Origin of the sequence: Streptomyces sp. NBC_01288 (assembly GCF_035982055.1) — a bacterium.
Classification (GTDB): Bacteria; Actinomycetota; Actinomycetes; order Streptomycetales; family Streptomycetaceae; genus Streptomyces.
Genome location: NZ_CP108427.1, coordinates 2,844,677 through 2,857,149, shown reverse-complemented (window position 1 = coordinate 2,857,149; position 12,473 = coordinate 2,844,677). Strand labels below are relative to the sequence as shown.

The 12,473-nt window shown below is 63.9% G+C and carries 4 protein-coding genes, 1 tRNA gene and 3 rRNA genes; 7 read left to right on the top strand and 1 reads right to left on the bottom strand.

The window, feature by feature from the left end; all coding sequences use genetic code 11:
- Positions 1-45: 45 nt before the first annotated feature.
- The 7 genes from dapA to OG194_RS12145 all read left to right on the top strand — a co-directional run bounded on the left by dapA (position 46) and on the right by OG194_RS12145 (position 9,391).
- Entirely contained in the window at positions 46-945 is a 900-nt protein-coding gene (gene dapA, locus OG194_RS12175) for a 4-hydroxy-tetrahydrodipicolinate synthase (RefSeq protein ID WP_019064795.1), read from the top strand.
- Between the two features lie 128 nt (positions 946-1,073).
- A complete protein-coding gene (locus tag OG194_RS12170) occupies positions 1,074-2,759 on the top strand; it encodes a ribonuclease J (RefSeq protein ID WP_327400888.1) in 1,686 nt (561 codons plus the stop codon).
- Between the two features lie 517 nt (positions 2,760-3,276).
- A 16S ribosomal RNA gene (locus OG194_RS12165) occupies positions 3,277-4,804 on the top strand.
- A 308-nt stretch (positions 4,805-5,112) separates the two neighbouring features.
- Positions 5,113-8,236: ribosomal RNA gene (locus tag OG194_RS12160) — 23S ribosomal RNA — on the top strand.
- A gap of 91 nt (positions 8,237-8,327) precedes the next feature.
- Positions 8,328-8,444: ribosomal RNA gene (rrf, locus tag OG194_RS12155) — 5S ribosomal RNA — on the top strand.
- The 16S, 23S and 5S rRNA genes sit together here, the layout of an rRNA operon.
- A gap of 113 nt (positions 8,445-8,557) precedes the next feature.
- Positions 8,558-9,220 carry a DegT/DnrJ/EryC1/StrS family aminotransferase gene (locus OG194_RS12150; protein ID WP_033287124.1) on the top strand — a complete coding sequence of 221 codons (663 nt, stop codon included), beginning with the start codon at positions 8,558-8,560 and terminating at the stop codon, positions 9,218-9,220.
- Positions 9,221-9,315: 95 nt separating this feature from the next.
- Positions 9,316-9,391, top strand: a tRNA-Thr gene (locus OG194_RS12145).
- 54 nt (positions 9,392-9,445) lie between these two features.
- Here OG194_RS12145 and OG194_RS12140 read toward each other — a convergent pair.
- Positions 9,446-12,196, bottom strand: a complete 2,751-nt coding sequence (locus OG194_RS12140) for a SpoIIE family protein phosphatase (RefSeq protein WP_327400887.1) — start codon at positions 12,194-12,196, stop codon at positions 9,446-9,448.
- Positions 12,197-12,473: the final 277 nt, after the last annotated feature.

Below are 12,473 nucleotides of genomic sequence, written 5' to 3'. Positions count from 1 at the left end.
CCCCTAAGGCAGACCCCGCATTGAGCAGCGAGTAGCGTGTTACCCATGGCTCCGACCTCCACTCCGCAGACCCCCTTCGGGCGGGTCCTCACCGCCATGGTCACGCCCTTCACGGCGGACGGCGCACTCGACCTCGACGGCGCTCAGCGGCTCGCTACCCACCTGGTGGACGCAGGCAACGACGGCCTGATCATCAACGGCACCACCGGTGAGTCCCCGACCACCAGCGACGCGGAGAAAACGGATCTCGTACGAGCCGTACTGGAAGCGGTCGGAGACCGCGCCCACGTCATCGCCGGCGTCGGCACGAACGACACCCACCACAGCGTCGAACTCGCCCGCACGGCCGAACGCACCGGCGCACACGGCCTGCTCGTCGTCACGCCGTACTACAACAAGCCCCCGCAGGAGGGCCTCTACCGACACTTCACGGCCGTCGCCGACGCCGCCGAACTGCCGGTCATGCTCTACGACATCCCCGGCCGCAGCGGCGTCCCGATCGGCACCGAGACACTGGTCCGACTCGCCGAGCACCCGCGGATCGTCGCCAACAAGGACGCCAAGGGAGACCTCGGCCGCGCCAGCTGGGCCATCGCCCGGACCGGCCTGGCCTGGTACTCCGGCGACGACATGCTGAACCTGCCGCTGCTCTCCGTGGGCGCGGTCGGCTTCGTCTCGGTCGTCGGCCATGTGGTCACACCCGAGCTGCGCACCCTGGTGGAGGCGTACGTCTCCGGTGACGTCCAGAAGGCCACCGAGATCCACCAGAAGCTGCTCCCCGTCTACACCGGCATGTTCCGCACCCAGGGCGTCATGACCACCAAGGCCGCGCTCACCCTCCAGGGACTGCCCGCCGGACCGCTGCGCTCACCGATGGTCGAGTGCTCGCCCGAGGAGATCGCCCAGCTCAAGATCGATCTTGCCGCCGGCGGGGTACAGCTCTGACAACGGACTTCACAACTGAATACGCGGGGCTTCGGCGCCCGCACCCCACATCCGATAACTGCTTTTGCACGAACGTCATGCGCGCCACGTGCCCACAGGTACGTGGCGCGCATGGGTAGGAGAGTCTTTTGAGTCATCCGCATCCTGAACTCGCCCCGCCGCCCAAGCTCCCCGAAGGCGGCCTGAGGGTCACCCCGCTCGGTGGCCTCGGGGAAATCGGCCGAAACATGACGGTCTTCGAATACGGCGGCCGTCTGCTCATCGTCGACTGCGGCGTGCTCTTCCCTGAGGAGGAGCAGCCCGGGATCGACCTGATCCTGCCGGACTTCACGTCCATCAGGGACCGCCTCGACGACATCGACGGCATCGTCCTCACACATGGCCACGAGGACCACATCGGCGCAGTCCCGTACCTCCTTCGTGAGAAGGCGGACATTCCGCTGATCGGTTCCAAGCTGACCCTCGCCCTCATCGAGGCGAAGCTCCAGGAGCACCGCATCCGGCCGTACACGCTGGAGGTCGCCGAGGGGCACCGCGAGCGCATCGGCCCCTTCGACTGCGAGTTCGTCGCGGTCAACCACTCGATCCCGGACGCGCTGGCGGTCGCCATCCGCACGCCCGCGGGCATGGTCGTCCACACCGGCGACTTCAAGATGGACCAGCTCCCGCTGGACGGTCGTCTCACGGATCTACACGCGTTCGCCCGGCTCAGCGAGGAGGGCATCGACCTGCTCCTCGCCGACTCGACGAACGCCGAGGTCCCGGGCTTCGTCCCGCCCGAGCGAGACATCTCGAACGTCCTGCGGCAGGTCTTCGGCAACGCCCGCAAGCGGATCATCGTGGCGAGCTTCGCCAGCCACGTCCACCGCATCCAGCAGGTCCTGGACACGGCGCACGAGCACGGCCGCAGGGTCGCCTTCGTCGGCCGCTCGATGGTCCGGAACATGGGCATCGCCCGTGACCTCGGCTATCTCAAGGTCCCGCCGGGCCTGGTGGTGGACGTCAAGACACTCGACGACCTCCCGGACAGCCAGGTCGTCCTGGTCTGCACGGGCTCGCAGGGCGAACCGATGGCCGCCCTGTCCCGCATGGCCAACCGCGACCACCAGATCCGCATCGTCGCGGGCGACACGGTGATCCTGGCCTCGTCGCTCATCCCGGGCAACGAGAACGCGGTCTACCGGGTCATCAACGGCCTCACCCGCTGGGGCGCCAACGTCGTCCACAAGGGCAACGCCAAGGTCCACGTCTCCGGACACGCCTCGGCCGGCGAGCTGCTGTACTTCTACAACATCTGCAAGCCGAAGAACCTGATGCCGGTCCACGGCGAATGGCGCCACCTACGGGCCAACGCCGAACTGGGCGCCATGACAGGCGTCCCGCACGACCGCATCGTCATCGCCGAGGACGGCGTGGTCGTCGACCTCATCGAGGGCAAGGCCAAGATCTCGGGCAAGGTCCAGGCGGGTTACGTCTACGTCGACGGCCTCTCGGTCGGCGATGTCGGCGAGCCGGCGCTGAAGGACCGCAGGATCCTGGGGGACGAGGGCATCATCTCGGTCTTCCTCGTCGTGGACTCCTCCACCGGCAAGATCACGGGCGGCCCGCACATCCAGGCCCGCGGCTCCGGCATCGACGACTCCGCCTTCGTGGACGTGGTCCCGAGGATCACGGAGGTCCTGGAGCGCTCGGCCCAGGACGGCGTCGTGGAACCCCACCAGCTGCAGCAACTGATCCGCCGCACGCTGGGCAAGTGGGTCTCCGACAACTATCGGCGCAGGCCGATGATCCTCCCGGTCGTCGTGGAGGTCTGACCGTCGTACGACCCCTCGTACGCGTGAACCTGGAGCGGGCCACCTCGATTTGCATCGAGGTGGCCCGCTCCAGTACGTTTACGGCTCCGCCTGAGGGGGAACCCGGACACTTCGCGTGTACGGGAGCCACTCCCGAAGGGGCCGGAAAATCCGACTCAGAACTTCTGATAAAGTCGGAATCGCCGGAAAGGGAAACGCGGAAGCGGGAACCTGGAAAGCACCGAGGAAATCGGAACCGGAAACGGTCTGATAGAGTCGGAAACGCAAGACCGAAGGGAAAAGCCCGGAGGAAAGCCCGAGAGGGTGAGTACAAAGGAAGCGTCCGTTCCTTGAGAACTCAACAGCGTGCCAAAAATCAACGCCAGATATGTTGATACCCCGTCTCCAGCTCATCATCACGATGGTTGGGGCGAGGTTCCTTTGAAGAAAACATACAGCGAGGACGCTGTGAACGGTCGGGCTTATTCCGCCTGACTGTTCCGCTCTCGTGTGTGTCATTCCCGATTACGGGAAAACATTCACGGAGAGTTTGATCCTGGCTCAGGACGAACGCTGGCGGCGTGCTTAACACATGCAAGTCGAACGATGAACCACTTCGGTGGGGATTAGTGGCGAACGGGTGAGTAACACGTGGGCAATCTGCCCTGCACTCTGGGACAAGCCCTGGAAACGGGGTCTAATACCGGATAATACTCCCGCACTCATGTGTGGGGGTTAAAAGCTCCGGCGGTGCAGGATGAGCCCGCGGCCTATCAGCTTGTTGGTGAGGTAATGGCTCACCAAGGCGACGACGGGTAGCCGGCCTGAGAGGGCGACCGGCCACACTGGGACTGAGACACGGCCCAGACTCCTACGGGAGGCAGCAGTGGGGAATATTGCACAATGGGCGAAAGCCTGATGCAGCGACGCCGCGTGAGGGATGACGGCCTTCGGGTTGTAAACCTCTTTCAGCAGGGAAGAAGCGCAAGTGACGGTACCTGCAGAAGAAGCGCCGGCTAACTACGTGCCAGCAGCCGCGGTAATACGTAGGGCGCAAGCGTTGTCCGGAATTATTGGGCGTAAAGAGCTCGTAGGCGGCTTGTCACGTCGGGTGTGAAAGCCCGGGGCTTAACCCCGGGTCTGCATTCGATACGGGCTAGCTAGAGTGTGGTAGGGGAGATCGGAATTCCTGGTGTAGCGGTGAAATGCGCAGATATCAGGAGGAACACCGGTGGCGAAGGCGGATCTCTGGGCCATTACTGACGCTGAGGAGCGAAAGCGTGGGGAGCGAACAGGATTAGATACCCTGGTAGTCCACGCCGTAAACGGTGGGAACTAGGTGTTGGCGACATTCCACGTCGTCGGTGCCGCAGCTAACGCATTAAGTTCCCCGCCTGGGGAGTACGGCCGCAAGGCTAAAACTCAAAGGAATTGACGGGGGCCCGCACAAGCAGCGGAGCATGTGGCTTAATTCGACGCAACGCGAAGAACCTTACCAAGGCTTGACATACACCGGAAAGCATTAGAGATAGTGCCCCCCTTGTGGTCGGTGTACAGGTGGTGCATGGCTGTCGTCAGCTCGTGTCGTGAGATGTTGGGTTAAGTCCCGCAACGAGCGCAACCCTTGTCCTGTGTTGCCAGCGTGCCCTTCGGGGTGACGGGGACTCACAGGAGACCGCCGGGGTCAACTCGGAGGAAGGTGGGGACGACGTCAAGTCATCATGCCCCTTATGTCTTGGGCTGCACACGTGCTACAATGGCCGGTACAATGAGCTGCGATACCGTGAGGTGGAGCGAATCTCAAAAAGCCGGTCTCAGTTCGGATTGGGGTCTGCAACTCGACCCCATGAAGTCGGAGTTGCTAGTAATCGCAGATCAGCATTGCTGCGGTGAATACGTTCCCGGGCCTTGTACACACCGCCCGTCACGTCACGAAAGTCGGTAACACCCGAAGCCGGTGGCCCAACCCCCTTGTGGGGAGGGAGCTGTCGAAGGTGGGACTGGCGATTGGGACGAAGTCGTAACAAGGTAGCCGTACCGGAAGGTGCGGCTGGATCACCTCCTTTCTAAGGAGCACTTCTAACCGAGTTCGCTCGGTCAGAGGCCAGTTCATCGGCGAATGTCCGGTGCTGGTTGCTCAAGGGTGGAACGTTGATTATTCGGCACTGTCGGTCATCTCATGGCTGCGAGTACTGCTCTTCGGGGCGTGGAAAGCTGATCACGAGTGGCGATGGTGCCGGGCACGCTGTTGGGTGTCTGAGGGCACGGCCGTGAGGCTGCCTTCAGTGCCGACCCCGGTAAAGCATCGTGTAAGCGGTGTGTGACGGGTGGTTGGTCGTTGTTTGAGAACTGCACAGTGGACGCGAGCATCTGTGGCCAAGTTTTTAAGGGCGCACGGTGGATGCCTTGGCACCAGGAACCGATGAAGGACGTGGGAGGCCACGATAGTCCCCGGGGAGTCGTCAACCAGGCTTTGATCCGGGGGTTTCCGAATGGGGAAACCCGGCAGTCGTCATGGGCTGTCACCCTTGCCTGAACACATAGGGCAAGTGGAGGGAACGCGGGGAAGTGAAACATCTCAGTACCCGCAGGAAGAGAAAACAACCGTGATTCCGGGAGTAGTGGCGAGCGAAACCGGATGAGGCCAAACCGTATACGTGTGAGACCCGGCAGGGGTTGCGTGTACGGGGTTGTGGGATCTCTCTTTCACAGTCTGCCGGCTGTGAGACGAGTCAGAAACCGTTGATGTAGGCGAAGGACATGCGAAAGGTCCGGCGTAGAGGGTAAGACCCCCGTAGTCGAAACATCAACGGCTCGTTTGAGAGACACCCAAGTAGCACGGGGCCCGAGAAATCCCGTGTGAATCTGGCGGGACCACCCGCTAAGCCTAAATATTCCCTGGTGACCGATAGCGGATAGTACCGTGAGGGAATGGTGAAAAGTACCGCGGGAGCGGAGTGAAATAGTACCTGAAACCGTGTGCCTACAAGCCGTGGGAGCGTCGCGCATCAAGTTTACTTGATGCGTCGTGACTGCGTGCCTTTTGAAGAATGAGCCTGCGAGTTTGCGGTGTGTTGCGAGGTTAACCCGTGTGGGGAAGCCGTAGCGAAAGCGAGTCCGAATAGGGCGATATAGTAGCGCGCTCAAGACCCGAAGCGGAGTGATCTAGCCATGGGCAGGTTGAAGCGGAGGTAAGACTTCGTGGAGGACCGAACCCACCAGGGTTGAAAACCTGGGGGATGACCTGTGGTTAGGGGTGAAAGGCCAATCAAACTCCGTGATAGCTGGTTCTCCCCGAAATGCATTTAGGTGCAGCGTCGTGTGTTTCTTGCCGGAGGTAGAGCACTGGATAGGCGATGGGCCCTACCGGGTTACTGACCTTAGCCAAACTCCGAATGCCGGTAAGTGAGAGCACGGCAGTGAGACTGTGGGGGATAAGCTCCATGGTCGAGAGGGAAACAGCCCAGAGCATCGACTAAGGCCCCTAAGCGTACGCTAAGTGGGAAAGGATGTGGAGTCGCAGAGACAACCAGGAGGTTGGCTTAGAAGCAGCCACCCTTGAAAGAGTGCGTAATAGCTCACTGGTCTAGTGATTCCGCGCCGACAATGTAGCGGGGCTCAAGCGTACCGCCGAAGTCGTGTCATTTCAGCAATTAAGCCCCAACGGGTGCTGGGATGGGTAGGGGAGCGTCGTGTGCCGGGTGAAGCCGCAGCGGAAGCTAGTGGTGGACGGTTCACGAGTGAGAATGCAGGCATGAGTAGCGATACACACGTGAGAAACGTGTGCGCCGATTGACTAAGGGTTCCTGGGTCAAGCTGATCTGCCCAGGGTAAGTCGGGACCTAAGGCGAGGCCGACAGGCGTAGTCGATGGATAACCGGTTGATATTCCGGTACCCGCTGTGAAGCGTCAAACATCGAGCATCGTGATGCTAAGGCCGTGAAGCCGTTCCGGACCCTTCGGGGAATGGAAAGTGGTGGAGCCGCCGGCCCAAGCGGTTAGTAGGTGAGTGATGGGGTGACGCAGGAAGGTAGTCCATCCCGGGCGGTGGTTGTCCCGGGGTAAGGGTGTAGCCCGTCATCTAGGCAAATCCGGATGACACAAGGGTGAGACCTGATGCCGAGCCGATTGTGGTGAAGTGGATGATCCTATGCTGTCGAGAAAAGCCTCTAGCGAGTTTCATGGCGGCCCGTACCCTAAACCGACTCAGGTGGTCAGGTAGAGAATACCGAGGCGTTCGGGTGAACTATGGTTAAGGAACTCGGCAAAATGCCCCCGTAACTTCGGGAGAAGGGGGGCCATCACTGGTGAGAGGATTTACTCCTTGAGCTGGGGGTGGCCGCAGAGACCAGCGAGAAGCGACTGTTTACTAAAAACACAGGTCCGTGCGAAGCCGTAAGGCGATGTATACGGACTGACGCCTGCCCGGTGCTGGAACGTTAAGGGGACCGGTTAGTGCACTTTCGGGTGTGCGAAGCTGAGAACTTAAGCGCCAGTAAACGGCGGTGGTAACTATAACCATCCTAAGGTAGCGAAATTCCTTGTCGGGTAAGTTCCGACCTGCACGAATGGCGTAACGACTTCTCGACTGTCTCAACCATAGGCCCGGTGAAATTGCACTACGAGTAAAGATGCTCGTTTCGCGCAGCAGGACGGAAAGACCCCGGGACCTTTACTACAGTTTGATATTGGTGTTCGGTTCGGCTTGTGTAGGATAGCTGGGAGACTGTGAACTCTGGACGCCAGTTCAGGGGGAGTCGTCGTTGAAATACCAGTCTGGTCGTGCTGGATGTCTAACCTGGGTCCGTGATCCGGATCAGGGACAGTGTCTGATGGGTAGTTTAACTGGGGCGGTTGCCTCCTAAAGAGTAACGGAGGCGCCCAAAGGTTCCCTCAGCCTGGTTGGCAATCAGGTGTTGAGTGTAAGTGCACAAGGGAGCTTGACTGTGAGACCGACGGGTCGAGCAGGGACGAAAGTCGGGACTAGTGATCCGGCGGTGGCTTGTGGAAGCGCCGTCGCTCAACGGATAAAAGGTACCCCGGGGATAACAGGCTGATCTTCCCCAAGAGTCCATATCGACGGGATGGTTTGGCACCTCGATGTCGGCTCGTCGCATCCTGGGGCTGGAGTCGGTCCCAAGGGTTGGGCTGTTCGCCCATTAAAGCGGTACGCGAGCTGGGTTTAGAACGTCGTGAGACAGTTCGGTCCCTATCCGCTGCGCGCGCAGGAACATTGAGAAGGGCTGTCCCTAGTACGAGAGGACCGGGACGGACGAACCTCTGGTGTGCCAGTTGTTCTGCCAAGGGCATGGCTGGTTGGCTACGTTCGGGAGGGATAACCGCTGAAAGCATCTAAGCGGGAAGCCTGCTTCGAGATGAGTGTTCCCACCCCCTTGAGGGGTTAAGGCTCCCAGTAGACGACTGGGTTGATAGGCCGGATCTGGAAGGCGGGTAACCGCTGGAGGTGACCGGTACTAATAGGCCGAGGGCTTGTCCTCAGTTGCTCGCGTCCACTGTGTTGGTTCTGAAACCACGAACAACCCCATTGCCATGGTCACGGTGATGGTGCGGTTGTCTGTTTCATAGTGTTTCGGTGGTCATAGCGTGAGGGAAACGCCCGGTTACATTCCGAACCCGGAAGCTAAGCCTTACAGCGCCGATGGTACTGCAGGGGGGACCCTGTGGGAGAGTAGGACGCCGCCGAACAAATATTGAAAGGGTTGGATCCTGAACTTCGGTTCGGGGTCCAACCCTTTTTTGTTTGCCGTCACTTGAAGTTCACGTTGCGCAATCACCATCCGAGCATGGGTACTGCTGCAATGCTCAGGGCCGCAGGCGTCGGACTCGGTGACGAGGTCGTCGTGCCGGCGTTCGGGAACGTGGAAGTCGCCGAGGCCGTCACCCTCGCGGGTGGCCTGCCGGTGTTCGCCGACATAGATCCGGTGACCTACTGCCTCGACGTGTCCGCTGTCGAAGCGGCCGTAACTCCGCGTACGGCGGCGATAGTTGTCGTGCATCGATTCGGTCGGTCCGCTGATGTCGGGCGGTTGCTCGGGGTCGGGCAGCGACATGGGCTGCTGGTGTTGCAGCAGGGGGAGTCCGAGGCGCCGTACGACGAAGTCGCTCAGCGGCGGGAGCGGGCTGCGTATCTTGACGCGAAGTTGCGTGGGGTGCGGACGCCGGACGGTGGGGACGGGCACACGTACCAGCAGTACGTCGTGCGGGTGCCGGGGAACGGCCGGCCGGATCGTGACGCCTTCGCTCGGGCCGTGCGCGGTAGGGGAGTTGAGTGCCGGGTGCCGGTGAAGACTCCTGTGCATCGGCTGCCGGAGTTCCGTCGGTGTGTGGCTCTGCCGGAGACCGAGCGGGCCGCGGACGAGACGCTCGCGCTGCCGGTGGACGCCTCGTTGACCAAGCGGGAGATGCAGCGGATCGTTTCTGCGTGCAACGCGCTCGGGGGGCTGTTGCAGCCCGCTTTCTGATCGAGTCGGGGTCGGGAGGCGGTGGTTGGGCGCACAGGCCTGTTCGGGGTATGATTCTTTTCGTTGCCGCGAGGGAAACCTCGGGAAAGCGACAGGCCCTCTTAGCTCAGTCGGTAGAGCGTCTCCATGGTAAGGAGAAGGTCAACGGTTCGATTCCGTTAGAGGGCTCCAGACATCAGAAGGCCCCGCCCAATTGGGCGGGGCCTTCTGCGTGTTCGGGGACGGTCAGTCCTTCTGGAGGCCCGGGACGCGCATCGCCAGGATGGCCATGTCGTCGGAGGGGGCGTCCGACGCGAAGCGTTCGACCGCGCGCATGACGCGGGCCGCTACGGCTCCCGCTGTGAGGCCCGTGCAGGTGGTGAGGACGTCGGTGAGACCGTCGTCGCCGAGCATGCGGGTGCCCTCGCGGCGTTCCGTGACGCCGTCCGTGACGCACAGGAGGACGTCGCCGGGGTCGAGGGTGACCGTCTGCTCGTAGAGCTCCAGGTCGTCCATGACGCCGAGGAGGGGCTGGGGCTCGGCGGCCGGTTCGACCGTGCCGTCCTGGCGGAGGCGGAGGGGGAGCGGGTGGCCGGCGCAGACCACCTTCAGTTCGGCGCTGCCGTCCTCCTGGGGCCACAACTCGCCGTAGAGGAGCGTCAGGAAGCGGCTGCGGGCTCCCTCGTCGAGGATCGCGGAGTTGAGGCGCTCCAGGACCGCGGGGCCGCCGAAGCCCTCCCTGGCGAGCAGGCGGAGGGCGTGGCGGGCCAGGCCGGTGACCGCGGCCGCCTCGGGTCCGGTGCCGCAGACGTCGCCGATGGCGAAGCCGTAGACGCCGTCCCGGATAGGGAAGAGGTCGTAGAAGTCGCCGCCTACTTCGTTGCCTTCGCCGGCCGCGCGGTAGATGACCTCGACCTCGACGCCCTCGATGTGCGGGAGGTCGGGGGGCAGGAGGCTGCGCTGGAGGGACTGGCTGATGGCCGTGCGCTCCGAGTACAGGCGGGCGTTGTCGAGGGCGAGGGCGGCCCGTCGGCTCAAGTCCTCGGCCAGTTCCAGGATTTCCTGGCGGAAGTGTTCGTCGGTGGGCTTGCCGAGGGTCAGCATGCCGATGACGCGATTGCGGGCGACCAGGGGGAGGACGACCGTCTCGCCGCCGACTGCCGACGCCGTGGCGAGAGTTGGGCCGATGCCCGAGCTGACGCGGCGGGTGGGTTCGCCGAGGCCGAGGCTGCGCATGGAGGTGCGCAGGGCGGCCTGGTGGGCGGCCTCGGCGGGGGCGGCCCAGACGCGGGCGCCGGGGGTGGGGACCGGGTCCGGAGGGGCGATCTTCGAGAGCAACGACTTGATGCCGTCGATGAGTTCCTCGTCCTCGTGGAGGACGTACGAGAGGTACGGGTCCGAGGACTGGTCGGCGATCGTGTAGACCGCGCACCAGGTGGCGAGGGTCGGGACCGTCATCTGGGCCATCAGGGCCAGGGTTTGGTCGCGGTCCAGGGTGCCGGCGAGTAGGTCGGAGGCCTCGACGAGGAAGCTGAGGGAGCCGCGGCGCAGGCGTTCCAGCTCGCCGAGGCGGGCCGATTCGACCGCCAACGCGATGCGGTCGGCGGCGAATTGGAGCCGTAGCGCTTCTTCGTTCGAGTACTTGTTGGGGCCTTCGGCGGCCACTCCCAGGGAGCCGGTGAGGCGGCCCTCCACCTTGAGGGGGACCGTGACGACCGAGCGCATTCCGGTGCCGCTCAGGAGCGGTACGGCGCCCGGGACGGCCTGGAGGTCCTCGTGGACGGCCGGCATGCGGGCGGAGCCGTAGCGGCCGGGGCCCGCCTCGACGGGCACGCGCGCGAAGCGCTGGCGGGCGGAGGGCAGGCCGGTGGAGGCGCGGACCTCCAACTCCGTTTCGTCGTCGGTCGCGAGGAGGAGGAAGGCGGAGTCTCCGTCGAGCATGTCGCGGGCGCGCTCGACCGTGCGCTGGAGGAGGCCGTCGAGGTCGTCCGGCGCGGGGGAGCCGATGAACACCTCGAAGGGGTCGGTGTTCTGGCCGTCCGGGGTGGACGCCGCGTCGGGGGCGGGGCCGCGCAACGGGGTCTGTAGAACCGCGCGTTCGTGGTCCCTCACCAGGAGGCACACGGTTGACGGCTCGCCGTCCGTGTCGCGGACGCGGAGGTGGGAGGCGTAGACCGGGGTCACCCGGCCGTCGGCGCCGCGGACGCCGTAGGTGCCCTCCCAGCGGGAGAGGCGGAGGGCCTCGGCGATGCCGGTGCTGGTGCCCGGGGTGTGCGGCCAGGCGGCGAGGTCGGTGAGGGGCTTGCCGGTGACCTGCTCGGCGGCGTAGCCGAAGAGTTCCTCGGCGTCCTCGTTCCAGGACGCGATGGAGCCCGCACGGTCGATCTGGACGACCGCGACGCGGACCCTGCCGTCGGCGAGCGGGAGCAGGGCGGCCGGCAGGGACGGGCCTGCCGCGCGGGTGCCCACCGGGCGGGCGGGGAGGTCGAGTTGGAACCAGACCAGCTTCTTCGTGGGGGTGTAGTCGACGCCCCAGCGGCTGGCCAGGGCCGCGCACAGCTGGAGGCCGCGGCCGCCCTCGCGGTCGGGGCTGCTCATGGTGATCGCGGCCCCCTGGAGGGGGATCTCGCGTTCCGGATAGTGGTCGGCGACCTCGATCCTCGCGCCGTCGTCACTCCGTAGGCACAGAACATCCGCGGCCGTGCCCGCGTGGACGACGGCGTTGGTCACCAACTCGCTGGTGAGGACCACGGCGTCGTCGATGATGTCGGCGAAGCCCCAGCCCTGAAGGGTGTCGCGGACGAAGGACCGCGCGGTGGCGACCGATCGTCCGACGGGCTCGAAGCTGGCGGCCGCGCGCGCGGTGATCACAGAACTCCTCGGCCTGTTGTCGGCGGGCAGGTCACCATGGCCGATCGGCGCCTGCCGGGGCACCGGCTGGTTTCCGGTCGGCGGGGGATCCTGGGGCGTTCCCCCAGGATGCAGTCCGGTGGTCATGGTGCGGTGCCCCTCCGATGCCTGCCCGCTCGTGCTCGTGCCACCGCCCAGGCCGGACGGAACCGGCGCGGCTGGACAGCCGCATGCAAGGTTACTTACCTTCACCGTCCATGCGGATGCCGGTCCGCAGTGTTTCCGTCCCCAGGGTGTGCGGACCGTGTGCGAAGCTGCCGAACTGTTATGGCCTGGTTCAGGCAGGGTGAAACACTGGGCAGGATTCTGGTGAAGGTCCGGGCAGGCCGGGTGTCTTCTGTGGACGGAGGACACCACACCTTGT

What these genes read in the sequence shown, in the direction of transcription:
- OG194_RS12150 (WP_033287124.1), top strand. Translation starts at nt 8,558, where the DNA reads ATGCTCAGGGCCGCAGGCGTCGGACTCGGTGACGAGGTCGTCGTGCCG.
- OG194_RS12140 (WP_327400887.1), bottom strand. Translation starts at nt 12,196, where the DNA reads ATGACCACCGGACTGCATCCTGGGGGAACGCCCCAGGATCCCCCGCCG.
- dapA (WP_019064795.1), top strand. Translation starts at nt 46, where the DNA reads ATGGCTCCGACCTCCACTCCGCAGACCCCCTTCGGGCGGGTCCTCACC.